Raw genomic sequence first — 23,079 nt, forward strand, 5'->3', positions numbered from 1 at the left:
GCACTCAAGCTCAGACAGCCCACCTCAAGCCCACAAACTCGCCAGCTCAATTGTAATCGCTGCGAACGGCGGCGCCCGCACCAAAGCATCATCGGCCAGCGTTTCAAGCAGCAACCAGCCGGACTCCTGCCGCTGAAAAACCTCCAGCGTGCGCAGGTCCGGATCCACCAACCAACACCAGCCCACACCCTGGAGCGCATAAATGGGCAGCTTATCCGCTCGATCCATGCGCGCAGTGCCGGGCGACAGCACCTCGCAGACCCAATCCGGCGCCATCTCGAACCAAGCCGTCTCCGGCAAGCCGGGCAGCCGCTCCCGCCGCCAGCCAGCCAGATCCGGCACCAAAATATGCGGTCCCAAATGCAGTTCCGGCTCATCAAGAATCCACCAGCCCCCAGGACCACCCCGGCCTTTCTGAAACGGGCCTAGCAGATCGCTACCAATGGACGAACTCGCCAGCGCATGGCGCGGCGCCGGACGCGGCTGTGTGATCAGCGCGCCATGGATAATCTCCCCCACCAGATGCTCCGGCAGATCGAGAATATCCTCGTAGGTCGCAAAACCCTCGGCTGTCTCGGCCATGATCGTCACCCGCAACAGGCTGCGCGCTGAAGCTTCAACGCAAGCTGCACACTGATAAAAACCGCCTCTTCAGAGAAAGCAGACCTTATAGCAGCCCCGGCACGCCGTCAAAGCTCGGCGGGTAGAAAACGCACCTGCAATTTCCTGTGGTCAGCCAGAGGCCCTCTGAGGTATGCTTACCGGCTTGTTCGATGAGGAGCACCCAGCCCTCATACAAACCGCACCCGCGCCAACAGCCTTCAGCTCGGCGCCAAGCCCATCATCCCGGAGAGGTGGCAGAGCGGTTGAATGCACCGGTCTTGAAAACCGGCGACGGTTAATCCCGTCCGTGGGTTCGAATCCCACCCTCTCCGCCATTTATTATCAAAATATCGATTAATAACAGTCAGTTAGATTCAAACATCAGCGCTTAGGCCACCCCAAAGGCCACCTTTTAGCCTGCCATCTTCTGCGGATCAGTGCTTGCCGCAGACCTCATTTCAACCATTCCAAGCTTCGCATGAGCAACAAGGGATTGTCGGAACGCCAGGTGGCGCTCGCAACCCGCGAGCCGATCTTCATCGTCAATGCTCAACCCAAGCTCGGCCTGGGCTTCCCCCGATTCACCAGGGTACCGCCGCGCCGTGGGAGTTTCGAGCGCGGATCGCCGAGAATACCGGGTTAAGCGATGTGAATCGCCGCTGCAAACGCCTCACGCGACGAGGCGCGGGCGATATAGGATCCCCGCCTGTTCATGCGCATCCCCGCAAGTGCATGTTCGTTAGCTGCTGGCAACTGTGGAATTGACCGCACGCCTGTTGCGCATGCCGGTCTTTTCCTCTGGCTCCAGCGCACGCATTCCCATGACCGGCATACACATCATTTTTTATTAGCTCGCAGGTGTGGTGGCATCCAGAGGGGTGCTCGGCAACTGCGATGTTTTTTGTGATTACCCCATTCGCAGTGCATACCATTGTCCAGTTGGCAAGCAATGGGTCGCCTGATCAACTCTCTTCTGTTGCCTGATCTTCTCTGGTGGCGCTGTCGCTCGGTAGCAACGGTTACCTCGATATGGGAGACTTGGCCCGGCAACGGCCGAAGCTGGCTTGGGTAAGTACCTGTTGTCTTCGAGGTTCCTGGCGCTTGGCAGGGGGAACCCAAAGGTCTCGCTTGCCCTGGTCAATTCTTCGGTCTCTGCCGCCAAATCCTTGTCTTCCCCAAGAGCGTTTAGGCCGCCTAAGCCGATGTATCCCGTGATCGACCTCGGAGACCGCACGCCGGACCTGCTCGAACAGCTCGGCAACAAGGAGAAATACTGGTTTCGCATCAATGATCGGCGTTGCCTGTTCAAGATCGGCCGTCCAGGAACTGGTGAAAACTGGGCGGAAAAGTTGCCGCGGAACTCGCTGATCTCCTTGGATTGCCGCATGCCAGTTACGATTTTGCAACTTGGCGCGGCCACAAGGGTGTCCTGTCGCCTAGTTTCGAGCCGGACGGCGCTCGTCTGGTTCTTGGCAATGAGTTGCTGGCCGAGAATCATCCAGGTTATCCGCGACATGAAATCAGACGGGTCCGTGAGCATCGACTCGGTCGCATTCACGCCCTGCTCACACGACCGAATATTCGCTGTCCTCCCGACTGGTCAAACCGAGATGACAGCATCCCTGGGCTTTTGATCTCTTCACCGGCTATCTGCTGTTGGACGCCTGGATTGCCAACCAAGACCGGCATCACGAAAACTGGGGACTGATCAACCATGAGAAGCGGATCTACCTCGCGCCTACCTTTGATCATGCCGCATCAATGGGGCAAAACGAAACGGACGCAACCCGTGAAAAACGCCTGACAACACGAGACCATGGCCGTCACATTCGCCACTATGTCACAAAGGCACGTTCCGCTATTTATGATCAACGAACGAGCAAAAAACCGCTGACGACCCTTGCGTTGTTTGAGCTGGCGGCCCATAAATCGCCGCGCGCAGGCGCAACATGGCTGAAGCGGCTCGCGCAAGTGCGGGAGGAGTCGGTCCAATCCATCTTCGACGAGCTGTCACCCAAGGATGCGTCACCACTCGCCAAAGAATTTGCCCAGACTCTGCTCTCGCTGAACCAGATGCGACTCCTAGAACTCCGATCATGAAAACACTTTTCATCGCCTGGCAAGATCCAAAAACCCGTCGTTGGCTGACAGTCGGTCGCCTCGACCGCGATACCAACGGTGGCTATTGTTTTCGCTACACCCAGGGGGCCGAGATGTCCCCGCGTTTCAGCTACCTTGGTCGGATGATCGACAAGCGGCGGACGTACTATTCGAATGCGCTGTTCCCGTTGTTTTCCAATCGCCTACTGACTCAAAAGCGCCCTGAATACCCGGCGTATTTATCTTGGATGGGCGTTGCCGACGGGGCCGATCCACTGGAGATTCTGGCCCGCTCCGGCGGCCGACGGGGAACCGACAAGCTCAGTGTTTATCCGATGTTGCAGCCAGACGCCCGGGGCTGGGTCACGCTCTATTTTTTCGCTCATGGTGTGCGCTACCTGAGCGAGGACGAGCAGATCGCCATTCCGAGACTCTGTCATGGTGAGCGCTTGGAGCTTCGGCCCGAGGACGACAACCGCGAAGATCGCTATGCTTTGCGGCTGGCAAGCGAGCAGGCCATTCGCGTGGGCTATTGTCCCCGCTATCTTAACAAAGATCTCCATTGCGTCTTGCAGCAGACATCCGTTGATTTAACCGTCGAGAAAGCCAACGATGACGCCCCAATGCAATTCCGGCTGTTGTGCAAAGCTGTCTTCCGGTTACCAGCGGGCTGCACTCTACACGAATCCGATGAGCATCAACTGATCGCCGAGCCGGCCATGGCCGCCTAAACACCCGCCCCCACAGACTCATTACGGTCTGTGATTACCGGAAAGGATCGCTTGCCCCGGTCAATCCCTCGATCTCCTCCCCCAACTGTATTGCCTGACTGTCTAGCTCGGCAATCTCGGCATCGAGTTCATCGGCCTGCTGCCGCGCCACTTGTTCGATCAATCCGGGTTGCCTCTGGCTGAGTTGATAAAGCTCATAGCCGCTACTTTCACGCAGGTTTTGCAGGGCGTCGAGGATGCGCGCTTGGAGCGTCTCGTAGAGCTGACGTAGCTTGGCAAGTTCCGCTTCGCCGCTGAAATCCAGGCCGCTCAAGCCTTGGCGCAACAGGAAGCCATTCGGATCGTTGGCGATCTCCCGCAGCTCTTCAATGTCGCCACGGTCGCGCGCCTGGTTGGCCGCCTGCATCAAGCGCTCGTAGGTTTGCTGCTTGTCCGGGTCGCTGGCGTAACGGTCGGGGTGGTAGAGCCGCGCGAGTTTTTTGAATAGCGTCTTCAGTTCCCGTTGCTCTTCGTCGCTTAGTGCTTGGCTGGCGGCGGCTTCGGCGGCGGCGTCCTGGTACTCGCGCTCGGTTTCGGCGCGTGCGTCTTGATAGGCCGATTCCACTGCCTCGGCCTCTTCCTCGCCGTCGATCAGCAGGGTGTCGAGGAACTTCCGGCGGAACTGTATCTTGAGCTGGAGTGCGTCGCGGCGCTCATAATGGGCTCGCAAGCGCTGGAACAGTTCCGACTGGGTGACTTCAACACCGTGGTGTTCCTGTGTGTATTCGGCTTCGAGTTCTGCCAAGCGGGTCCAGGCGCCGGCGATCAGTTGGCGCAGCGTTTCCAACTCCGGGTTGCGGAACAGCGTCAGCGCGGTGGCGTTGTCGGTTCTGACCTCCAGCACTGCGGAATCGTCGATCCGCTGCTCGGCATCGGCGTCGAGTTGGTTGAGATACCAGCGACCCATGGCGGCGCTGCGCGGGTTGTTGGAGCGCGACAGCCATTCCAACCAGGCGTGCAGCTCGGGATCATCGATCACTTCGCTAAAAGGGCGCCCCTTGAAGCGACCGAAGGCGATGCGCGACGGGAACCATGGCGCGGAGGCGAAGACGGCGATCTGCTCCCATGTGGCCAGCCCGCGTGCCTCGGCAAGCGGGCGCAGTACCTGCTGCATCAAATCAACCAGGGTCTCCACGTCGCCGAGCGCGGTGTGCGCGCCGCGTTGCGGGAGGCGGCAATACTGTCGCAGCGTCTGGAGCTTGTGGTTGCCAGCGGGGACGGGATCGAGCAAGCGTTGCGTCAGCCGCAGGGCGCAAAAGCCGGCTTGACCGATGGGGTCGATGCCGAGACGCTGCCATTCCGGACGCAGCACCTGTTCCAGATCGTATTCAAGGTTGTAAGCGACCAGCGGATGGGCACCGGCATACTCCGTGAAGGCGGCATAAACGTCGTGCGGCGCTTCGCCGTCGCGCTCCAGGATTTCGGGGGTGTAGCCATTGACGCGCGCGGCCTCGGACGGGATCTCGACGCCGTGATTGAGCAGCCGGCGGAAAGCTGGACCTTCGGGCTTCCAGCCGCGCATGCGTTGGGCGGCCAACTCGACAACATAAATCGGCGGTTTGAAGCCGGTGGTTTCGGTGTCCAGTATAAGCCAGGAGGTAGAGTGCCTGCGTCACCGTTTAAGATTAGCCGGAGGATTGATGAGGCGGACGGATGCATCGCGCCGAAGTTTAATCAACTGTGGGGTCTTGATCACAAATCGAGTCAAAACTCTGCACTTGAGTCGGATGATCTGTGTGCTAAACGCCAGAACAGTCCCGTAGCCTGCTGAGCCGCCGCCCGGCAAGCGGGGGTAGAGTGCTCTGCCCCTTTTCCGACATCCACGTTGATTTGCGGCTGAGCGCAGAGCCGCGCCAGGCGGCATGAAGCAGCCCGAATCCACCTGCTGACGGATGAAATCCTCAAAATGGGGGTTCAGAGCGATACTGGTGGGCATCACTGTCCTCCAGCGGTTTCATCCTAGCGCCATAACCCCATCATCGCCGCTTGGCCTGGATGCGCAGCGAAAAGCGAAAGCGTCAGGCGAGGCTTGGCTTGCCTGCCTCAATATAAGGCAAATCTTGTTTTATCTTATTTTTTGCCTATTATTGACATCATGAACAGCATCCAGTGGACAGCAAAAGCCACCAAGCAGCTGCGCAAGTTGAAAAACACAGCGATGCAAAAGCGCATCTATACCGAAACGCAAGCGTTGGCCAACTTTCCAAACTGCGCCAAGATCAAAAAACTGACCGATACCGAACGCGATTACCGGCTTCGCATCGGTGACTATCGGGTCTTTTTCAGCGTCGATGGCGCTGTCCGCATCATCTGCATCGAGGAAGTCAAAAAACGCGATGAACGCACCTAGTGATTTGCAAATCATCCGCGATGCCAGCGGCGCACCCGCGTTCGTGGTGGTTCCGTATGAACAGTTCTTGTCCCAATACGGACAGGCGCGTGATCTGATTCCTAACGAGGTTGTCGGCAAAATCATCATGGATGAACAGCACCCCATCCGCGCATGGCGTGAGCACTTGGGATTGACCCAAGCCGAAGTCGCACAGCGCGCCGAGATGAGCCAAGCCGCGCTCGCGCAAATCGAATCCGGCAAACACAAGACCCGCGTGGCTACCATGGAGAAGCTTGCCGATGCACTCGGCCTGAGCGTGGCGCAGTTGGACTTGAACGACTAATCAAGGCGAGACGCTGAATTTCGAGTCTGCCGGCACCCTCTTCGGGCGCTGACGGGTGCCGGGGAGTTGTCCGTTCGCGAACTCGCCCCTTACCAAGCCCGAGGCGAAAATCGTCTGGATTCATCATTCGCGCCAAATCGCCAGTGGCGCGAATGCTGAACAATCCCTTGTTGATCGCCATGGCCTCCGCGCCCGCATCGGCGGTCAGCCAGGCCACGGCACCATGCAGCCGATGGTTGCGTTCTTGGCTAGCCGTGTATCAGGGTGGCTTCCGAAAAATCTTCGTCGCTAATCCTCACTACGCTGAACCGATCTTCAGTTAAGCTAGATGAATGGCCGCAACCTTACTGGCTCGTGCAAAAGAGGTTCGTGATAACGGCTCCATCGTGGAAGTGGTTATTTGGGAGCTGCCAAAACCGCTGCCGCCCTGCCGGCATCGCTACAAATATCGCTTGTTTTTTGGAACCCGCGACAGGTGCCGGGTCCGTTACGACAATGAACGTGGAAGAGGGGATCATCGGCATTTCGCCAGCGAGGAGCAGCCTTACCCGTTCACAACGCTCGATCAACTTATCGCAGGTTTTCGCGCCGATATCGCTCGCTGGGAGTCGCCAAAATGAAAGCCACCATTGAAGTTGGTCACCGCAGCTCGATCTTTGATGCCGTTGCCGACCAAATGGCCGACGCACGCTCAGGGCGGTCGGTCAATTATCAGCTCAGGTTCGAATCGGCGCAGACGCTGTTCGCCGAGCTGACCTCCCAACGGCTGGAGCTTCTCGATCACCTGCGGCGCATCGGTCCATGCCATGCCGAGGAACTGGCTGCCGAGCTGCCGGTCGCAGGCGATCCCCAAGTGTTATCGCAGCATCTCGACCGACTCGAAACCCTTGGTTTACTAGAGCGCAACGAGGATGGCACCTTGTCCGTCCCCTTTACCTCCATCGAAATTATTCTGTCCCTGGCACGAGTTGCGTAGGATGAGGTGGTCATTCGCTCTATTTGGGGAAAAATCATCTTTTTCTTCCGCGTCATTTCAGAGAGCCATCAGGCACTCATGCGCTTGACAGCTACAGACTCACCGGAGCCGTCCAGAGAGCGATGCCTTTGTAGAGTACCCCGATTCTGCCTGTCCGAAATGGGCATCAATATCCATCGCGCCATGCAGCACTAGAAGAACCTAGAGATTCGCCCTTGCGAACAAAGAAGATCGCATAGTTGCCGTAAGCACAGGAACGAACACCTTTGCCTAGCTCCGGTTTAGTGGCTGTTCACGCTGGATAAAACTGCATATACAGGTATCCAACATATAGCAGTTTACGGTCATGAAAACCGCCCTTCATCGGCGACAACATCGGGGCGATCCAGCAAAAAATCAGGATCTGCTTTGGCAACCTTGGTGTATGACAGCCAATCAGGTCGCGCTGGTCGTAAAATCACCGTATTCCCTTCCCGCATGATTTCCAATTCCGTTGTATCAGTAAACTCCATCTCCTTGGGAATATGGATCGCCTGATGATGGCCATCGGCAAAAATGGAGACGGTTCTAGTCTGCATGACTCAAATCCCCCTACTTTCGAAGACGCATAAACCGATCATTGCTTGGGCCGTTGGATGACAAACAGCCACTCGACCCGCACCGAATCCCGCTCTGAAACGCCTGATGCGCGCCAAGGCTCCCTGGGATGCCGGGTTGCAATGACCGATCATCTGTTGCCGCCTCAGCCGTTGTAAGTCGAGCACCCGCTTTTCTGACGCGGCAGCTTCTTGACCGAACGCCAACCTTGACGGGTTAGAGTCCCAGCTCCTCCACCTGCCGGTGCGCGATGACATGGCCTTGCTCGGCAGCCTGCTTGATCCACTCATTGGCATCGTCTTGCAGAGCCATTAAGTGGAATGGCTAGCAGGTTTCGGTATCGAGAAGGCTAAGCAGCGGTCTGATCGCTGTCACTGCCTGGCGCGATGATCCCGCGCAGGATAGCCAATCTTAGCCGCTTCAGCCGTGCGACTCAGTGAAGGGGTTGAACACCGCCACCCCCGTCGGTTCGAAGTGGCAAAGATTTCGCGTGACCACAGTGAGACCCTTTTCCAGTGCCGTTGCCGCGATCAAGAGATCGGCTCCATCATGGCCAATCTTCGCCGAGAGCCTGCCCCAGCGCCGCGCCACCGAACGATCAATGGGCAAAATCCGGTCAGCGTAAAGGGAAAGCACCTGGTCGAGCCATTTTCCGAGTTCCCGCGCAAACACGGCATTGCGCTTTTGTTGCTGCATGATACCGCGTTCGATCTCGCCGATGGTCACCACACTGAGGAACAGGTCGGTTGAAGCCTGCGCTGAGATCCAGCCAACCACACCGGGATTGCGTTGCTTGCGGCGCAATTCCGACAACACGACCGTGTCGAGCAGATACATCAGAGTTCCACATCCCGCTGTTGAACGGATAATCGCTCAAACGCCTGGTCATCCTGCGGCAATTGCAGCAGCAGTGCAGAAAACGAGGGGGCGGTGGCCTGTTCGCACTGCCGTAATCGTTCGTAGGCCTCGACAGACAGGATGACACTGACGGGCTTGCCGCGTCGCGTGACCCACTGTGGTTGGCCAAGCAAAGCCGCGTCAACCACGGCACTAAAGCGATTTTTGGCATCTTGTAAAGACCATGTCGAGGTTGGCATTGCTTAATCCTGTCTAGCTTATTTGGCCTGTCTAGCTTATTTGGCTAGATGCTACGGCAGGCGACTGTTGCAAAGCAAATGTCCATCGCAACACCAAATTTCCAGAGCGACCCGTCCCAACGGCCCGCATCACTCGGCTGCGGCTATGGCCTGTTGCAGTAACCGCATCAACGCAAGGGTCGCGATCTTGAATGAAATATGGGGGTAGAGTATGTTTCATGTAACAAATCGAGGAGGCCGACATGGCAAGCACGAACGCAAGAGCTCAAAAGCACCGCGATGCACTGCGCAGGGCTGGACTTCGTCCGGTGCAAATTTGGGTGCCGGATACACGACGGTCAGACTTTGCCGAAGAATGTCGCCGCCAGTCTCGCCTTGTATCCCAATCGGACATGGCCGACACGGACATGCAGCAGCTCTTGGATGACGCCTTGGCTGGTCTGGATGCTTGGGTTGAGTAAATGCGCGGCGATTTCGTCACCGTCGCCATGCAGGGCGATTTCGGCAAACCGCGACCTGCGCTGGTCATCCAAGCTGACCAGTTCAGCGAGCACGGGACTGTCACATTGTTGCCACTTACCAGCGCGCTTGTTGATGCGCCGCTATTGCGCATCACCATTGATCCTAGCCCGGAAAATGGCTTGCAAAAGCCATCACAGGTGATGCTGGATAAAGCTGTGACGGTGAGGCGCGACAAGATCGGAGCTGTCTTCGGGCGCATTGATGCGAATGCGATGGTGGAGGTTGATCGTTGTCTAGCAGTGTTCTTGGGTATCGCAAAATAAGCGTAAATTCGCGTGCAATGTCGAGTCTCAAGCCAAATGTGCGGTATCGCGCGATAAAAGAACAGGTTATTTCTGGAGGCGCTAATGCAAGCCATCGAGTTAGAAGCCACGGTCGAGCAGCACAGCATTCGCGTGCCGGAAACCATCCAGGACGGCACCCATCTGCGGGTGCTGTTGCTGATGGATGACCCTCCCGCCAATGCCTCCAGGACAGACGACGACTTGAAGCGCCGCCTTGCGGGATTGACCGAGGGCCTCAGTGATGAGGATTTGCATCGCGCCCGGGATGTCGGTCGGAGCGCTGGGCGCGCAACAATGTACCGGATGCGCTGCCGGTGATCGATGGCCTGCTGGCCGCGACGGCGCAGGTCCATGGCTTGACCCTGGTGACCCGCAATGTAAAGGATGTCGAGCGCAGTGGCGTGTCAGTGCTCAATCCCTTTTCTGACGCGGCAGCTTCTTGACCGAACGCCAACCTTGACGGGTTAGAGCCCCAACTCCGCCACCTGCCGCTGCGCGATGATGTGGCCACCCTCGGCGGCTTTTTTAATCCATGCAATGGCTTGTGCCTCATCCAGTTCCACACCCTCGCCGCGTGCATGGAGCTTGCCGAGCCACTGCATGGCATTGGCATCCCCTTGCGCGGCGGCCAGGTGCAGCCAGTGTGCTGCGCGCTCGGGTTGCGTAAGCTCCAGGAACAGCAGGCCCAGTTCGCGCTGGGCGGCGGCGTCCCCAGCATCGGCGGCGGGGATCAATGCGCGATCTTCGTCTTCCAGCGTCAGGCCAGCCCAGGCACCAGTCTAAACCTCTACCAAGAGCAACTTCCGCACAGTGGTGATAGGTAAAAAAAGCCGCCTCGGATTTGATGGAAGGGGCAGAAAACCAAATCCCTCATACAACGTTTTCCGCCGCATGACACGCAACGGATCTCCGCAATCAAAAATATCCAGCATCACCACCGCAATACCGATCTCGTCAGCAGCACGAGCAGTCCGCGCCAAAGCGTCCACGAGCAAGTCGCCGCCGAAGCCCTGGTTGCGATAACGCCGATCACGGCCAATCATTGAAATAAATGCTGCCGGGACTGAGCCATGCGCCGGTCGCGTGCGCGCGTATTTCGCGGGGAGGTCCACATAATCAACAGCGTGGGCATTGATGGAGTAAAAACCAATCACGTCCCCATCGGGTGCCACCATAACATAAAGGCGAATATTGTCAGCTTTCGCCAGCTTGTTGGCTGTCTTGCGGAAATAATTGTCGATAGCGGGAATGCCGCACTCAAATCCATCGCGATCATGCCGAGCGGGGTCGAATCGCTCAATACGATAGCGCGGGCTCTCATCGCTCATGACAAATGCGCCATTAGGTTCTTTCGCGACTGCGCTTTAGGGCCGCACGCAACGCAGGGGTCGGTTCGGCGGCGTGATCAAGCGCAGCGAAAAAAACGGCATGATCATCCGGATGGAGGTGCGTTTTTTCTTGGGCGGCAATGGTCTCCACAGCGGCTCGGTAAGCCGCTTGCAAGGCAAAGCTTGAATCATCCAAGCCTGACAGAACAGCGGCTTTATGGATGGTCGCCTTGATACTTGGCTTGGTGCGAAAATGCATCCGTGCGTCATTTCGCTCGTCAACTGTAGTTACTAACTGTCCACTCGGTGGCATGCTCCAGCGCTCCGTTTAAAGTAACAACCGACTTAATGTACGCTTACCATGCGCACAGGTCAAAGAGATGGGTGGCGTCGGGTAGGCGCCGCGCAGGAAAACCACTTCAAGCTTTCTCGCCAGATGGGACTTGGCGTCCCATCCGAATCGTCTTGAGCAGATTCAGCGGCAATGACCAGCGCGCGCCAAAGCGCCCGGACTAATTCGCTAAAACCGCAACTCCTCCACCTGCCGCTGGGCGACCAGATGGCCTGCGCTTCGTCGTGCTCCATACCCTCGCCGCGCGCATGGAGCTTGCTGAGCCACTGCATGGCATCGGCATCCTCTTGCGCGGCAGCCAAGTGCAGCCAGTGGGCCGCGCGCTCGGGTTGCTCCAGATCCAGGAACAGCAGGGCTAGTTCGCGCTGGGCGGCGGCGTCCCCGTCATCGGCAGCGGAGATCTGAGCGCGATCATCGTCGTTGAGCGTCAGACCGGCCCTAGCGGAGGCGGTGCCGAGGTCAATACACGACAAGCTCCGAGGATTGAAAATTCGGCGGCACCTCAATCAAACAAAATGGCTTCAATGCGAGCTAAGACTTCAGAAACGACAAATTCGGGCACCGCTTCTTTGAAGCGTGCATGTCGGGCGCGCCAGTCGAGCGACTTGACCTGATGACAATGAACGGATCCTTGTGTATCTGTTCCAGTTCCCATCAGCGTGACCAAGGTTCCATGCGTGCGCGCAGCGGCTGCAACGCCTTGCGAAATCGGGCAAATCATCGCCATACCCTGCTGGTTAAACAGTTTGCCGCTGACAACGAGACCAAAGTGTGGGCCTTGCATTTCACGACCAGACGATGGGTCGAAGTCCAGATGCACAATGTCGCCACGATTGGGCAGGTAGGGCATCAACCACGCTCCAAGCCAAGCGCTGGCATCTCGTCCCACCCTTCAACACGCGGCAACCCGTTGGGCATCTCAGCGAGCAACTCAGTGAGTTGATAGCGCGGACGCTCAGGTACTTTGATCGTCATGGTCGTGCCACGGACATAAAACTCGACCTGCGAGCCATCGTGGAGTTGGTTTTGATCGACAAACGCCTTGGGCACAGTCATCACCAGCGAGCCATCGGCGTTGTGCAGGGTTTGCAGCATGAAAAATCTCCTGTCTTGATAGAGCCAAACAACGGTGGATTGTGCATCTCAGCCCCCTTGGCCTGAGCCAATTCTGAGCCGATTCTGACCCGTTCGGGTTCGCTAAAGCCCCAACTCCGCCACCTGCCGCCGCGCGATCACATGGCCATGCTCTGCGGCTTTTTTGATCCACTCAATGGCCTTGGTCTCGTCTTGCTCCACACCCTCGCCGCGCGCAGAGAGCTTGCCGAGCCACTGCATGGCATCGGCATCCTCTTGCGCGGCGGCCAGGTGCAGCCAGTGGGCCGCACACTCGGGTTGCGTAAGCGCCAGGAACAGCAGGCCCAGTTCGAGCTGGGCGGCGGCGTCCCCAGCATCGGCGGCGGGGATCAATGCGCGATCTTCGTCTTCCAGCATCAGGCCAGCCCAGGCTAGGGCGCTGTCGAGGTCGATGCGGGTATGGCGGAGGCCCTTTGGCTTACCCAGGGTTTCACTCGTTCCCGGATGATCCTTGATGCGTCGCCACAAGGTGGCACGGCTAAAACCGGTGATGGCCATCGCGGTTTTGAAGTGGATCGTTGGCATTCTTAAAGCTCCTGCGACAAAAACCCGGGTCAAATCCCCTTCAGCCAGAGCGCTTCTAGTCGCGGCGCATGAAGTCGCGCACAGCATCCTTGCCATCATGGTACCCGAACGGGACACTGGCAATCGCACCCAAATCTTGTCAAGCATCAAGTCCGGCAGTATTGATGGCTGATCGGGTGCCTTGGAGACAGGCTGCCCTTCTCAGATGCCACCTTGAGAAAGGGTAACCCGTCTCAGATGCCACCATGAGACAGGGTAACCCAGTCTCATCATCCTTCTTGAGACGGGGTTGCGCCCTCGCACCTCAGCGCTAGAGCCGGCGTTTTTTGTCACGACTGGCTGGGGGTGCGATCCCTGGAATTGCGGCGATTCTGGGGGAGGTCGAGCCTTAGCGGCGGGTAAGAGGCTGAAATTGCGTTTTTTCGCCTGAATGACGCGACGCCTTGTTGGGTCTTTGGCGTCACTTGGCATGATCGCTGCATACTGTCACGCGAGCCCGCACGAAGCCCGATCTTGGATCTAGGCTCAGTCAGTCATCAACGAATTCGGGTTTCATTTATTCTAATGTTGAACGAAGGGGAATTTACTCATGCGTAAGCAAATTCAGAAAGGTTTTACCCTGATCGAACTCATGATCGTTGTGGCGATCATTGGTATTCTGGCGGCGATTGCGATTCCTGCGTATCAGGATTATGTTGCGCGTGCCCAAATGTCTGAGGCATTCAGCCTTGCCAGTGGGTCAAAAACAGCCGTTGTTGAGTTTTGGAGTCGTGAAGGTGGTTGGCCAACTGGCAATGCATCTGCTGGTTTGGCCACGAACACTGCTATTTCTGGTAAATATGTGGCGCAAGTTGACGTATCCGGTGGTCCAATTGTAGCGACAATGCAGGCCACGGGCGTTTCAGCAGGTATCCAAGGCGAAACCTTAACTCTTAGTCCGGTCACAACCGCTGGCGCGGTAGAGTGGGTTTGTACGTCTAGCGCAGATGCTAAGTACATACCCGGCAATTGTCGTCCGTAAGAACCCGAAGGCTTATCGTAATGCCCGCCACCGGCGGGCGTTGTGATGTCTGACAACAAATGCGGCGATATGCATATTCTGTCATAAGTGATAGCATGATCACTCTGATTCCTCTATTAACGCTGCCTGCAATTGTTTATTTTCACATTCTTTCAACCAGCGAATGACTCGACATGCATTTCTCATTAGTATCTCCCTTTCCATTAGTTGGTTACTTACCCTCCTGATTTATCAACCGGGTTTGTCCGGGCCTTTTCTGTTTGACGATATCCCGAATTTGGAAAAGCTCGGCGCCCTCGGCCCCATTGATAGCTGGGAACTCTTCCGCGCCTACCTGCATAGTGGCTTTGCCGGCCCCACCGGTCGCCCAATTTCACTGACTAGTTTCCTGCTTGACGCCAATGATTGGCCGGCTGATCCTGCGCCGTTCAAAGCCACTAATCTACTCATCCATCTGCTAATTGGCGTCATCCTTTTTCCTACCATCCGCAAGCTGTTGCATGCCATCGGTCGCGCGCCCCGCGAAGCAGACTGGATTGGGCTCATCGCCTCCAGTCTATGGGTGCTCAACCCCTTTTTGGTTTCCACCACGCTCTATGCCGTGCAGCGGATGACGCAGCTTGCTACTTTATTCTCCATCCTCGGCATCTGGGGCTATCTACAAGGGCGGCTGTGGTTGGCGACACGCCCGCATCTGGGCTATGCCACGATCAGCGTCAGCTTGGTCTTGGCGACTCTGCTGGCCTTGCTCAGCAAGGAAAACGGTGCACTGCTGCCTTTGCTGATTCTAACGATGGAATTCGCGCTGCGTTTTCACTGGACGACATCAGGCCCGGATTGGCGCTGGAAGGGCATTTTCTTAGGACTGCCTGCACTGGTGATTGCCGCGTATCTGGCCATGCGCCTGCCCGGCCTTGAGCGCCCCATTCCCACCCGGGCGTTCACCTTGCTGGAGCGCCTGCTCACCGAACCGCGCATCCTCTGGGACTACCTATACCATCTGTTTATCCCGCATATTCAAACCCGCGGGCTTTATCAGGATGGAATAGTGATTTCAACAGGACTCTCCACTCCCTGGACGACATGGCCTGCGGCGGTCGGACTCTTGGCTTTGGGGATAGCTGGATGGCTGGCGCGACGTCAATGGCCCCTGTTTAGTCTCAGCGTTCTGTTTTTTCTTGTCGGGCAGCTGCTTGAATCCACGACAATTGCGCTTGAACTGTATTTCGAACACCGAAACTATCTTCCAGCAGTCTTTTTATTTGTGCCTTTGGCCGCCGGCATCTTGGCATTACGTAACCATCTTAAGCCGGTATTGGTCGTGTTCATCATCGCAGCATTCACTGGTAGCTACGCGATGGCAACCTGGCAGCGCGCGCGCCTATGGGGCGACGAGTCGCAACTGATGCTGGTTTGGGCTGACATGAATCCAAATTCTCCGCGTGCACAGACATCGGCCGCGCAAACCTGGCTGCGAATAGGTCAACCAGAACGCGCGTTTGCGCTTTTAGAACGCGCCTCGCGGGAGATGCCGCAGAGTGTTCTGCTCACTGTGAACACGCTTTCTTTCAAGGCCGAACTCGGAATTCTCAGTCCAGCCGAGCTTGCTGAGGGCGCGGCACGTTTGCGTCAACAACCATTCGATGCACAAATGCTCAAAGGCCTAAAACATCTGGTAGAAGGCATCAATGCGCGCGCACCATTACCTGAACATACGGCTATTATGCTGTCGCTATTGGATGCTATGCGCGATGACCTTCATGGTCAGGTTCCGGTTGCGCACCGCTATAGCTATTATCTGCAAGGGTTATTGTTGTCGGGGCAAGGCGATGGTGTGGGTGCGTACCGCGATCTGAGCGAGGCACTGTCGTATTACAAGAGTGTAGAAACCGGTCTAAATATGGTGAGCATGCTGGCCACGCATAAGCACTTTAAACAGGCGCTGGACATGCTGGATCAATCCATGCGCGTGCTCGAATCACAGTCTGACAGTGAACTTGGCCGAAAGCGTGATACCTACGAACAAGAAATCGCCAGACTGCGCATGACGTTGAAAAATGATCTTGTCAACCAATCGCACTGAAACTTAGATTCTCTGGCTCTCAGAGAAAACGAGGTAATTAAAGAAACTATGTAGGCCATCCAAGTCCAATTAAAGGTTCCGGGCTCGAATTAATCCTCCGAGGCAGCCCCCGCATCGTCCCACGCCGACTAGCGCCACTTTTGGCGTGCCGCAAGCCGATATAAAAGACGCCGAAGTTGCCATCCGCGCCGGCCTCGGTCTCTCTTCAGGAGAGCCGTGTGACGATTTGAGCTTCAGATCGCCGACGAATCAGCCAAAGGTTCCTGACGGGCATTCCGGGGCAGTTTGCTGTCTTCTGGCTGCACGCATGGAAGGCATCTGCTACTCTTGTTGGCGCGCATCCTAGATCCGATAAGGCGTTAACCGAGCACTGTCGAGATCGCCTGTTTCCTATCGACCAGAGGTTTCTCCATGCCTGTTGTCGAAGCCGAACCCACCTTTGAGGAGGCACGTCCGATTTTTCGATTGGGCGTGGATGCCTACCATCAAATGATTCGCGCCGGCATCTTCGATGAAGACGACCGCGTTGAGCTGATCGAAGAGCCAAAGGTCCAGGCTCGCAATTTTGGAGTCGCTGTAGGCACGCCATCAACTAGACTCACTGAATAGCGACCATAGATTTCTGCGCTCATGAAAACTGACCACCCGATTTATCTGTTCCTGCGCAGCGGCCCAGATGCCTTCCGGGTGCTCACCGGTGGCATCCAGCTGGAAGGCCCCTACAAAGTCTGCTCCCTGACCATCAAGGACATTGAGCGCCGGCTCGATGGCTTGGTCGAACCTGACGGCATTCAGGCCCGACCTTTGTTGTCGAATTCCAAGCGCAGCCCTCAGTCAAAGCGCTGTACAATCTCAACACCAAGATCGGACTCGTCGGCGAGGAACACCCTGAGCGAGAAGTGCTGGGCATCGCGGTATTTCTGCGCGCAGTCAACATTCCCGCCCACCCGCGCTGGGTGCATGAAAAAGGCTCACCAATTTGTTGTGTGGCACTCGACAGCTTCCTGCGCGAGCTGCTTGAGCGCGAACCGGACAACCCATTCGTGGCGGTGTTCGCGCCGCTCATTATCGACAGTGACGCCGAGCTGACCGAACGCGCCCCGGCGCTGTGGCAGACGGTTCAACAGGCGCCGGTCGATGAAAAGGTCCGCGAGACACTGTCGAATGTGCTGGAGTTCTGGTTTTTCGAACGCTTCCGTGGCATGACCGCGAAGGAGATTTGGACAATGTTAAATCTGGTGACCCCAATCCAGGAGACGAAGGCGTATCAGTCGATTTATGCTGAAGGCAAGACTGAAGGCAAGACTGAAGGCAAGGCGGCGACCCTCCAACGCCAACTAACCCGCCGGTTCGGCCCACAGCCCGTTTGGGCCGCGCAGCGCATCGCCGCCGCTCCCGAGGCGCAGCTTGACACCTGGCTCGATGGAATTTTCGACGCTACCAGCGTCGAGGACTTGCTTGGAGGCAAGAACGAGCGGCACTGATATCAGGATTAAAGGTTCCAGGTTCGCTTTGCTTCCTGAATCAGTCCAAACCAAAGATTAAAAGGTTCGATTAAAAGGTTCCATGCTCGAATTCTTTTCGAACCTGCTCGGGCAAGGACGCCCAACGGCCTTTTCAACCCCGCTCCCGAGTCATCGAGGCGGGGTTTTTGCTGTGGGGGGCTGGCGGCCAACGTCACGAGCTTGATTCCTGGAGCAGAGGCGTCTACGCTCACCGTATCCGCAAATCAAACAAACTTAATCTCGTTTCGCTCGTGCCGTTTGTTCGTCCACTGATCAAGCAAGGCTATTATATAAAGCATGAGAAAGAGCGTCTACATTGAAACATCGATTCCAAGCTATCTCACAGCAAGGCCAAGTCGGGATGTGCGAGTTGCTGCGTGGCAGCAATTGACATCTCAAGCGGAAGCCGACGCGCTTCATATCGCGATTTCTGCCGTTCATCGCATCGATTATTTGCTGACATGGAATTGTCGTCATATTGATAATGCAACCAGAAAGCCGATGTTAAGGGCAATTTGTGAAAAAGCAGGATATTGTTGTCCTGAAATCTGCACCCCGATGGAACTACTTCCGGAGAACGACGATGTATCACGATGAAATTATTGCTGAAGTTTGGCAAAACCGCGATGCTTTTACTTCAGAACACCGACATAACTTGGCGGACATGGTTGCCCATCTGCAAGCGCAGCAACAAACAAATCATCGTGTTATTGTTGATAGAAGGGAGGGCCTTGATCATGCCTTGGTCCAAAACCGAGCATTTAGGTAGCTATCGAGATCGCCTGTTTCCTATCGACCAGAGGTTTCTCCATGCCTGTTGTCGAAGCCGAACCCACCTTTGAGGAGGCACGTCCGATTTTTCGATTGGGCGTGGATGCCTACCATCAAATGATTCGCGCTGGCATCTTCGATGAAGACGACCGCGTTGAGCTGATCGAAGGAGAGCTTCGCGCAATGACGCCCATCAATCCCGGTCATGCAGGAAAGAACAAACGGCTGAACCGACTTTTGACGCTCCGTGTGGGGGACGCGGCCCTGGTTTCGGTGCAGGATCCGCTCACGCTGGCACCTCGTTCGGAGCCCGAGCCGGACCTGATGCTACTGCGCCCGCGCGATGACTTCTACGAAGGCGCGAACCCAACGCCGGCAGATACGCTGTTGGTCATCGAGATCTGTGATACCTCGCTGCCCTACGACCGCGAGGTCAAAGTACCTCTATACGCGGCCTATGGTGTCCCCGAGGTCTGGCTGGTCGACCTCAAACATCGGCGCCTGGACCTCTATCGGGATCCCGGACCCGACGGCTATCGGCAGGTTCTACGACCCGATCCGAGCGAGGTCTTGGCGCCGCTGCTTTTGCCGAGTCTGCATCTTCGCGTCGATGAAATCTGGTAGTAGCGAGGGAGATTGCATGCCGAGCCGAATCTAGGATTCTTGCGCCGACCACCTGGCAATCGACTGGAGGGACTCGAAGGGGATCGCGCTGGGCAGTTCAGCATTCGTATCAACGAGCAATGGCGGGAGTGTTTCTGTTGGGAAGAGGGTGGTCCTTCGCAGGTCGAAATCGTCGACTATCACTGATGGAGCAAGCGAACATGAGTCGTGAAGTCGCGCTGGTACACCCTGGAGAAATCCTGCTCAAGGACTGGCTTGAGCCATTGGGCATCAGCCAATACGCACTTGCCAACGCGATCGGCGTGCCGCGCCGACGCATCAACGAGATCGTGCGCGGCCAACGGGCGATCAGCGCCGATACCGCTACTCGCCTCGGGGTCTTCTTCGATGTCGATGCCCAAGGCTGGCTGGCCCTGCAAGCTCATTGCGACGCGGAACAGGCCCGCGAACGGCTGCGCGAGGAATTGCCGCGGATTCCGCGCTACGACCGCGAGACCACCGCGCGGCCGAAAAACGATCACTTTTCCCTTTAGAGCCCAATAGGAGCTAAATGGGGCCAGGTTGGATTTAATTTCTGAGCCACCCCAGCCGGGCGCAGCCTTAGCGCAACCCGGCGCGGCTGACCCCTCGGGCACGGATGCCCACAGCCCCAGACAACCCCGCTCCCGACTCCTCGGGGCGGGGTTTTTGCTGTGTTTTCTTGCTTAATTCCTAAAACATACAGCGGTATCGCTTGACATGCGCTTCATTTCTCATAGGCTATAGCATATGATCGTAGTGCTTGATACCGATGTCATTGTTTCGGCTGTTGTCAGTCCGACTGGAGCATCCCGTTTTTTGCTGCATGAAATCGGTGTTGGTCGCTTACCAGCAGCAGCATCTGTACCGTTGCTGCTGGAATACGAGGCCGTGCTTAAACGCCCTGAAACACTTGATCGTGCAGGCGGCACGCTGGGTGACATGGATGTGATTCTCGATCAGTTGGCCGCCGTTATGCAGCGGGCACCAATCTGGTACTTGTGGCGTCCGCAGTTGCGTGACGCGAACGACGACATGGTGCTGGAGGCGGCTGCAAATGCGGCAGCAACGCATTTGGTCACCTTCAATATCCGTGACTTCAAAACGGCGCCGAGCCGATTCGGGATTGAACTGTGCCGCCCGGCTGAGATAGCGAGGATTTTGCGCCATGAGTAAGAGCAACTACGCATTGAGCGCGCCACAGAGCATTCTGGAGGCGGCACGCCGCGCCGCCAAGCGTGATGGCGTCAGCTTGAACCAATTCATCAATACCGCCTTGGCTGAGAAGGTCGCCACACTGGAGACTGAGGCAGTCTTTACGCGCCGCGCAGAAAGGGCTGACCGAGCGCGTTTCTTGGATGTCTTAAAGCGTTTGGGTCGAGACCCGCCTCGACCGGGGGACGAACTCAGCTAAATGTGCTAAATGGTGCTGCTAAATGGTGCTGCTAAATGTGCTAAATGGGGCCAGGTTGGAGTTAACCTAAGCCCAACCTGGCGCTGCTGACCCCTCGGGCACGGATGCCCACAGCCCCAGACAACCCCGCTCCCGAGTCATCGGGGCGGGGCTTTTGCCTTGGTGGGGTGGTATTGTTGATGCGGATCAAAATTGATGCAATACGCGCATGTCTGAATCCATACTCACCGTCCACTTCTTCGCCACCGAAAGCAACAGCGAACCAGTACGCGATTGGCTGGGAACAAATGGGGTCAGGTTGGAATTAATTTCCGAGCCACCCCAGCCGGGCCAAGCCTAACCGCAACCCGGCGCGACTGCCCCCCTCGGGCACGGATGGCCAAAGCCCAAGAACAGCCCCCTGTTGTGAGGTGCTAGAGCGCGAAAGCGACATCGGTTTTGGAGAAATCCGCGCCCTTGAACAAGAGCGGCTCTTGGAGCTTCTTCGCGAGCGCGTAGGAAAAACAATCACCGAAGTTCAGGCCGGCTGGATGACGCCCCTTGCCGTATTGCAGCCAGGCGTGATATGCGATGCGCGCCAGTTCGGCATCGACGGGCTGGATGTCGATCATGGCTAGCACGAGCAATTCGTCAAGGCTTTGCCGACCCAGCTCGCCACGTCGCGCGCTGATGACGAGCATGGTTTCAAGCCAGGTGGCGGCCGACATGACATTGGGCGAATCCATCTCGCTCAAACGGCGGGCGTGGCGCTCGGCTTCGGGCTCGTCCAGCAGGATGCACACAAGCGATGAGGTATCGATGACCATGTGGGTGTCACTTAGCTCGGCAGTCCGTTTGCATCGTAGCCGATGATCTCATTCGCGCCGCGCGGATCGAGTTCTGGAGCTGCCGCGCAGCGTCGGCTGATGTCCAGGATAGCGGATAGCCGCTGACTCGCGTCCCGCAGGGGCGAGTGATGCGTCTCGTCGTCCACCAGAACGATGACTTTTACGGGACGGTCTTCCCGCCAACGCCGGTAAGTAGCCGGTAGGCAAATAACGCCGTCTTTTAGGTGAGCCTCAAATTCGATGGAATGCATATGATTGCGCCGGTGAAATAGAACAAATGTTCGGTAAGTCTAGCACTGGCTACCCGATTGAAGGTTCCAGGCTCGAATTAATCCTCCGAGGCAGCCCCCGGATCGTCCCACGCTGGCGCCGACTAGCGCCACTTTTGGCGTGCCGCAAGCCGATATAAAAGACGCCGAAGTTGCCATCCGCGCCGGCCTCGGTCTCTCTTCAGGAGAGCCGTGTGACGATTTGAGCTTCAGATCGCCGACGAATCAGCCAAAGGTTCCTGACGGGCATTCCGGGGCAGTTTGCTGTCTTCTGGCTGCACGCATGGGAGGCATCTGCTACTCTTGTTGGCGCGCATCCTAGATCCGATAAGGCGTTAACCGAGCACTGTCGTGATCGCCTGTTTCCTATCGACCAGAGGTTTCTCTATGCCTGTTGTCGAAGCCGAACCCACCTTTGAGGAGGCACGTCCCATCTTTCGATTGGGCGTGGATGCCTACCATCAAATGATTCGCGCCGGCATCTTCGATGAAGACGACCGCGTTGAGCTGATCGAAGGAGAGCTTCGCGCAATGACGCCCATCAATCCCGATCATGCAGGAAAGAACAAACGGCTGAACCGACTGCTGACGCTCCGTGTGGGGGACGCGGCCTTGGTTTCTGTGCAGGATCCGCTCACGCTGGCACCTCGTTCGGAGCCCGAGCCGGACCTGATGCTACTGCGCCCGCGCGATGACTTCTACGAAGGCGCGAACCCAACGCCGGCAGATACGCTGTTGGTCATCGAGATCTGTGATACCTCGCTGGGCTACGACCGCGAGGTCAAAGTACCTCTATACGCGGCCTATGGTGTCCCCGAGGTCTGGCTGGTCGACCTCAAACATCGGCGCCTGGACCTCTATCGGGATCCCGGACCCGACGGCTATCGGCACGTTCTACGACCCGATCCGAGCGAGGTCGTGGTGCCGCTGCTTTTGCCGAGTCTGCATCTTCGCGTCGATGAAATCTGGTAGTAGTGAGGGAGATTGCATGCCGCGCCGAATCTAGGATTCCTGCGCCGACCACCTGGCAATCGACTGGAGGGACTCGAAGGGGATCGCGCTGGGCAGTTCAGCATTCGCATCAACGAGCAATGGCGGGTGTGTTTCTGTTGGGAAGAGGGTGGTCCTTCGCAGGTCGAAATCGTCGACTATCACTGATGGAGCAAGCGAACATGAGTCGTGAAGTCGCGCTGGTACACCCTGGAGAAATCCTGCTCAAGGACTGGCTTGAGCCATTGGGCATCAGCCAATACGCACTTGCCAACGCGATCGGCGTGCCGCGCCGACGCATCAACGAGATCGTGCGCGGCCAACGGGCGATCAGCGCCGATACCGCTACTCGCCTCGGGGCCTTCTTCGATGTCGATGCCCAAGGCTGGCTGGCCCTGCAAGCATGGGGGATCGGCTGATCTTCGACGGCGAGGTGCTCAGCGAACTGTTCGCACCGCTGGCGCTGGGCTGGAAGGCGCACGGCGCGGCGGAACTGGCGCGGACGGGCGACTTGGTGCCACTGTTGAAGAAACAGGCCAGCGGGCACGAGATTTCAGGATTGGCAGCGTATGAATAGCCTGTCTTCACCAACAG

The 23,079-nt window shown here is 57.1% G+C and carries 39 protein-coding genes, 1 tRNA gene and 2 pseudogenes; 28 read left to right on the top strand and 14 right to left on the bottom strand.

Translation table 11 applies throughout. The annotated features are described in order from the left end of the window. Nucleotides 1-24: 24 nt before the first annotated feature. The gene (locus Thiofri_RS19590; RefSeq protein WP_009147832.1) at nt 25-582 is read right to left on the bottom strand and encodes a Uma2 family endonuclease; all 558 of its coding nucleotides are present in this window, start codon (nt 580-582) and stop codon (nt 25-27) included. Nucleotides 583-848: 266 nt separating this feature from the next. Between Thiofri_RS19590 and Thiofri_RS19595 the strand changes: the two genes are divergently transcribed. From Thiofri_RS19595 to Thiofri_RS19610, 4 genes are all read left to right on the top strand, one after another. Next, a tRNA-Ser gene (locus tag Thiofri_RS19595) sits at nt 849-938 on the top strand. A gap of 867 nt (nt 939-1,805) precedes the next feature. Then, nucleotides 1,806-2,237, top strand: coding sequence for a hypothetical protein (locus Thiofri_RS19600; RefSeq protein WP_040855534.1), 432 nt, complete (start codon nt 1,806-1,808; stop codon nt 2,235-2,237). A 22-nt stretch (nt 2,238-2,259) separates the two neighbouring features. After that, nucleotides 2,260-2,703, top strand: a complete 444-nt coding sequence (locus Thiofri_RS19605) for a HipA domain-containing protein (protein WP_051023811.1) — start codon at nt 2,260-2,262, stop codon at nt 2,701-2,703. Next, nucleotides 2,700-3,434 (top strand): HIRAN domain-containing protein, encoded by a 735-nt coding sequence (locus Thiofri_RS19610; protein WP_009147834.1) that lies wholly within the window; start codon nt 2,700-2,702, stop codon nt 3,432-3,434. The genes Thiofri_RS19605 and Thiofri_RS19610 overlap by 4 nt, the downstream gene beginning before the upstream one ends. A gap of 34 nt (nt 3,435-3,468) precedes the next feature. Here the strand turns inward: Thiofri_RS19610 and Thiofri_RS19615 are convergent, their stop codons facing one another. After that, on the bottom strand, nt 3,469-5,010 hold the full coding sequence (locus Thiofri_RS19615; protein WP_407702918.1) for an exonuclease domain-containing protein: 1,542 nt from the start codon (nt 5,008-5,010) through the stop codon (nt 3,469-3,471). 492 nt (nt 5,011-5,502) lie between these two features. On the opposite strand from Thiofri_RS19615, the gene Thiofri_RS19620 reads away from it, so the two are divergent. The 4 genes from Thiofri_RS19620 to Thiofri_RS19635 all read left to right on the top strand — a co-directional run bounded on the left by Thiofri_RS19620 (nt 5,503) and on the right by Thiofri_RS19635 (nt 7,124). Further along, nucleotides 5,503-5,823, top strand: coding sequence for a type II toxin-antitoxin system RelE family toxin (locus tag Thiofri_RS19620; RefSeq protein WP_223296704.1), 321 nt, complete (start codon nt 5,503-5,505; stop codon nt 5,821-5,823). Further along, nucleotides 5,810-6,148 (top strand): helix-turn-helix domain-containing protein, encoded by a 339-nt coding sequence (locus Thiofri_RS19625; protein ID WP_009147838.1) that lies wholly within the window; start codon nt 5,810-5,812, stop codon nt 6,146-6,148. Before Thiofri_RS19620 ends, Thiofri_RS19625 begins: the two co-directional genes overlap by 14 nt. Before the next feature lie 332 nt (nt 6,149-6,480). Beyond that, complete coding sequence (locus Thiofri_RS19630) at nt 6,481-6,768, top strand: toxin-antitoxin system TumE family protein (RefSeq protein WP_009147839.1); 288 nt, start codon at nt 6,481-6,483, stop codon at nt 6,766-6,768. Further along, a complete protein-coding gene (locus Thiofri_RS19635) occupies nt 6,765-7,124 on the top strand; it encodes an HVO_A0114 family putative DNA-binding protein (protein ID WP_009147840.1) in 360 nt (119 codons plus the stop codon). Before Thiofri_RS19630 ends, Thiofri_RS19635 begins: the two co-directional genes overlap by 4 nt. Nucleotides 7,125-7,468: 344 nt before the next feature. Here the strand turns inward: Thiofri_RS19635 and vapB are convergent, their stop codons facing one another. The 3 genes from vapB to Thiofri_RS19650 form a co-directional block, all read right to left on the bottom strand. After that, on the bottom strand, nt 7,469-7,702 hold the full coding sequence (gene vapB / locus Thiofri_RS19640; protein WP_009147841.1) for a type II toxin-antitoxin system VapB family antitoxin: 234 nt from the start codon (nt 7,700-7,702) through the stop codon (nt 7,469-7,471). Nucleotides 7,703-8,141: 439 nt separating this feature from the next. Continuing rightward, nucleotides 8,142-8,558, bottom strand: a complete 417-nt coding sequence (locus tag Thiofri_RS19645; protein WP_009147842.1) for a type II toxin-antitoxin system VapC family toxin — start codon at nt 8,556-8,558, stop codon at nt 8,142-8,144. Then, the gene (locus tag Thiofri_RS19650) at nt 8,558-8,818 is read right to left on the bottom strand and encodes a type II toxin-antitoxin system Phd/YefM family antitoxin (RefSeq protein ID WP_009147843.1); all 261 of its coding nucleotides are present in this window, start codon (nt 8,816-8,818) and stop codon (nt 8,558-8,560) included. Before Thiofri_RS19650 ends, Thiofri_RS19645 begins: the two co-directional genes overlap by 1 nt. A gap of 242 nt (nt 8,819-9,060) precedes the next feature. On the opposite strand from Thiofri_RS19650, the gene Thiofri_RS19655 reads away from it, so the two are divergent. The 4 genes from Thiofri_RS19655 (at nt 9,061) to Thiofri_RS19670 (ending at nt 10,067) form a co-directional block, all read left to right on the top strand. Next, the gene (locus Thiofri_RS19655) at nt 9,061-9,279 is read left to right on the top strand and encodes an antitoxin MazE family protein (protein ID WP_009147844.1); all 219 of its coding nucleotides are present in this window, start codon (nt 9,061-9,063) and stop codon (nt 9,277-9,279) included. After that, complete coding sequence (locus Thiofri_RS19660) at nt 9,280-9,603, top strand: type II toxin-antitoxin system PemK/MazF family toxin (RefSeq protein WP_009147845.1); 324 nt, start codon at nt 9,280-9,282, stop codon at nt 9,601-9,603. Nucleotides 9,604-9,687: 84 nt separating this feature from the next. Then, the gene (locus tag Thiofri_RS19665) at nt 9,688-9,942 is read left to right on the top strand and encodes a hypothetical protein (protein WP_051023812.1); all 255 of its coding nucleotides are present in this window, start codon (nt 9,688-9,690) and stop codon (nt 9,940-9,942) included. Next, on the top strand, nt 9,939-10,067 hold the full coding sequence (locus Thiofri_RS19670; RefSeq protein WP_255324711.1) for a PIN domain-containing protein: 129 nt from the start codon (nt 9,939-9,941) through the stop codon (nt 10,065-10,067). Before Thiofri_RS19665 ends, Thiofri_RS19670 begins: the two co-directional genes overlap by 4 nt. Before the next feature lie 21 nt (nt 10,068-10,088). Here Thiofri_RS19670 and Thiofri_RS19675 read toward each other — a convergent pair whose 3' ends face one another. The 7 genes from Thiofri_RS19675 to Thiofri_RS19705 form a co-directional block, all read right to left on the bottom strand. After that, on the bottom strand, nt 10,089-10,358 hold the full coding sequence (locus Thiofri_RS19675; protein ID WP_009147846.1) for an SEL1-like repeat protein: 270 nt from the start codon (nt 10,356-10,358) through the stop codon (nt 10,089-10,091). Nucleotides 10,359-10,403: 45 nt separating this feature from the next. Beyond that, nucleotides 10,404-10,952 carry a hypothetical protein gene (locus tag Thiofri_RS19680; RefSeq protein WP_009147847.1) on the bottom strand — a complete coding sequence of 183 codons (549 nt, stop codon included), beginning with the start codon at nt 10,950-10,952 and terminating at the stop codon, nt 10,404-10,406. A gap of 13 nt (nt 10,953-10,965) precedes the next feature. Continuing rightward, nucleotides 10,966-11,211, bottom strand: coding sequence for a type II toxin-antitoxin system TacA family antitoxin (locus tag Thiofri_RS19685; RefSeq protein WP_255324712.1), 246 nt, complete (start codon nt 11,209-11,211; stop codon nt 10,966-10,968). Nucleotides 11,212-11,324: 113 nt separating this feature from the next. Then, on the bottom strand, nt 11,325-11,777 hold the full coding sequence (locus Thiofri_RS19690) for a hypothetical protein (protein WP_009147849.1): 453 nt from the start codon (nt 11,775-11,777) through the stop codon (nt 11,325-11,327). A gap of 29 nt (nt 11,778-11,806) precedes the next feature. After that, nucleotides 11,807-12,154, bottom strand: coding sequence for a type II toxin-antitoxin system PemK/MazF family toxin (locus Thiofri_RS19695; protein ID WP_009147850.1), 348 nt, complete (start codon nt 12,152-12,154; stop codon nt 11,807-11,809). Beyond that, nucleotides 12,154-12,399: an AbrB/MazE/SpoVT family DNA-binding domain-containing protein gene (locus tag Thiofri_RS19700; protein WP_009147851.1), complete on the bottom strand. Its 246-nt coding sequence runs from the start codon at nt 12,397-12,399 to the stop codon at nt 12,154-12,156. Before Thiofri_RS19700 ends, Thiofri_RS19695 begins: the two co-directional genes overlap by 1 nt. Nucleotides 12,400-12,501: 102 nt before the next feature. Beyond that, entirely contained in the window at nt 12,502-12,963 is a 462-nt protein-coding gene (locus Thiofri_RS19705) for an SEL1-like repeat protein (RefSeq protein ID WP_009147852.1), read from the bottom strand. A 589-nt stretch (nt 12,964-13,552) separates the two neighbouring features. Between Thiofri_RS19705 and Thiofri_RS19710 the strand changes: the two genes are divergently transcribed. From Thiofri_RS19710 to Thiofri_RS19765, 12 genes and pseudogenes are all read left to right on the top strand, one after another. Beyond that, nucleotides 13,553-13,984, top strand: coding sequence for a pilin (locus Thiofri_RS19710; RefSeq protein WP_009147853.1), 432 nt, complete (start codon nt 13,553-13,555; stop codon nt 13,982-13,984). A 163-nt stretch (nt 13,985-14,147) separates the two neighbouring features. Further along, a complete protein-coding gene (locus Thiofri_RS19715; RefSeq protein ID WP_009147854.1) occupies nt 14,148-16,067 on the top strand; it encodes a hypothetical protein in 1,920 nt (639 codons plus the stop codon). A 411-nt stretch (nt 16,068-16,478) separates the two neighbouring features. Beyond that, entirely contained in the window at nt 16,479-16,676 is a 198-nt protein-coding gene (locus Thiofri_RS19720; RefSeq protein ID WP_009147855.1) for a hypothetical protein, read from the top strand. A gap of 21 nt (nt 16,677-16,697) precedes the next feature. Further along, nucleotides 16,698-17,239, top strand: a pseudogene (locus Thiofri_RS19725) (DUF2887 domain-containing protein); the annotation flags it as partial. 54 nt (nt 17,240-17,293) lie between these two features. Then, nucleotides 17,294-17,551, top strand: coding sequence for a DUF4351 domain-containing protein (locus tag Thiofri_RS19730; RefSeq protein WP_313778271.1), 258 nt, complete (start codon nt 17,294-17,296; stop codon nt 17,549-17,551). Between the two features lie 318 nt (nt 17,552-17,869). Further along, nucleotides 17,870-18,169, top strand: a complete 300-nt coding sequence (locus Thiofri_RS19735) for a PIN domain-containing protein (RefSeq protein ID WP_083848437.1) — start codon at nt 17,870-17,872, stop codon at nt 18,167-18,169. Continuing rightward, nucleotides 18,156-18,341, top strand: a complete 186-nt coding sequence (locus Thiofri_RS19740; protein ID WP_143741849.1) for a hypothetical protein — start codon at nt 18,156-18,158, stop codon at nt 18,339-18,341. The genes Thiofri_RS19735 and Thiofri_RS19740 overlap by 14 nt, the downstream gene beginning before the upstream one ends. A 41-nt stretch (nt 18,342-18,382) precedes the next feature. Beyond that, nucleotides 18,383-18,967, top strand: a complete 585-nt coding sequence (locus Thiofri_RS19745; protein ID WP_009147857.1) for a Uma2 family endonuclease — start codon at nt 18,383-18,385, stop codon at nt 18,965-18,967. A gap of 39 nt (nt 18,968-19,006) precedes the next feature. Beyond that, the gene (locus Thiofri_RS19750) at nt 19,007-19,153 is read left to right on the top strand and encodes a type II toxin-antitoxin system RelE/ParE family toxin (protein ID WP_086014225.1); all 147 of its coding nucleotides are present in this window, start codon (nt 19,007-19,009) and stop codon (nt 19,151-19,153) included. A 14-nt stretch (nt 19,154-19,167) separates the two neighbouring features. Further along, on the top strand, nt 19,168-19,500 hold the full coding sequence (locus Thiofri_RS19755) for a HigA family addiction module antitoxin (RefSeq protein WP_009147858.1): 333 nt from the start codon (nt 19,168-19,170) through the stop codon (nt 19,498-19,500). A 235-nt stretch (nt 19,501-19,735) separates the two neighbouring features. Further along, nucleotides 19,736-20,161, top strand: a complete 426-nt coding sequence (locus Thiofri_RS19760; protein ID WP_009147859.1) for a putative toxin-antitoxin system toxin component, PIN family — start codon at nt 19,736-19,738, stop codon at nt 20,159-20,161. Further along, entirely contained in the window at nt 20,154-20,399 is a 246-nt protein-coding gene (locus tag Thiofri_RS19765) for a hypothetical protein (RefSeq protein ID WP_009147860.1), read from the top strand. The genes Thiofri_RS19760 and Thiofri_RS19765 overlap by 8 nt, the downstream gene beginning before the upstream one ends. 413 nt (nt 20,400-20,812) lie before the next feature. Here Thiofri_RS19765 and Thiofri_RS19770 read toward each other — a convergent pair whose 3' ends face one another. Both Thiofri_RS19770 and Thiofri_RS19775 read right to left on the bottom strand, forming a co-directional pair. Further along, nucleotides 20,813-21,205 carry a type II toxin-antitoxin system VapC family toxin gene (locus tag Thiofri_RS19770; protein ID WP_009147861.1) on the bottom strand — a complete coding sequence of 131 codons (393 nt, stop codon included), beginning with the start codon at nt 21,203-21,205 and terminating at the stop codon, nt 20,813-20,815. Nucleotides 21,206-21,216: 11 nt separating this feature from the next. Continuing rightward, nucleotides 21,217-21,477, bottom strand: a complete 261-nt coding sequence (locus Thiofri_RS19775; RefSeq protein ID WP_009147862.1) for a hypothetical protein — start codon at nt 21,475-21,477, stop codon at nt 21,217-21,219. 405 nt (nt 21,478-21,882) lie between these two features. Between Thiofri_RS19775 and Thiofri_RS19780 the strand changes: the two genes are divergently transcribed. From Thiofri_RS19780 to Thiofri_RS19795, 4 genes and pseudogenes are all read left to right on the top strand, one after another. After that, nucleotides 21,883-22,467 (top strand): Uma2 family endonuclease, encoded by a 585-nt coding sequence (locus Thiofri_RS19780; protein ID WP_323705614.1) that lies wholly within the window; start codon nt 21,883-21,885, stop codon nt 22,465-22,467. Nucleotides 22,468-22,476: 9 nt separating this feature from the next. Then, a pseudogene (locus tag Thiofri_RS19785) lies at nt 22,477-22,653 on the top strand (type II toxin-antitoxin system RelE/ParE family toxin); the annotation flags it as partial. 14 nt (nt 22,654-22,667) lie between these two features. Next, entirely contained in the window at nt 22,668-22,904 is a 237-nt protein-coding gene (locus tag Thiofri_RS19790) for a HigA family addiction module antitoxin (protein ID WP_009147864.1), read from the top strand. After that, on the top strand, nt 22,889-23,062 hold the full coding sequence (locus tag Thiofri_RS19795; RefSeq protein WP_223296705.1) for a hypothetical protein: 174 nt from the start codon (nt 22,889-22,891) through the stop codon (nt 23,060-23,062). The genes Thiofri_RS19790 and Thiofri_RS19795 overlap by 16 nt, the downstream gene beginning before the upstream one ends. Nucleotides 23,063-23,079 lie beyond the last annotated feature (17 nt).

Source organism: Thiorhodovibrio frisius (assembly GCF_033954835.1).
Taxonomy (GTDB): domain Bacteria; phylum Pseudomonadota; class Gammaproteobacteria; order Chromatiales; family Chromatiaceae; genus Thiorhodovibrio; species Thiorhodovibrio frisius.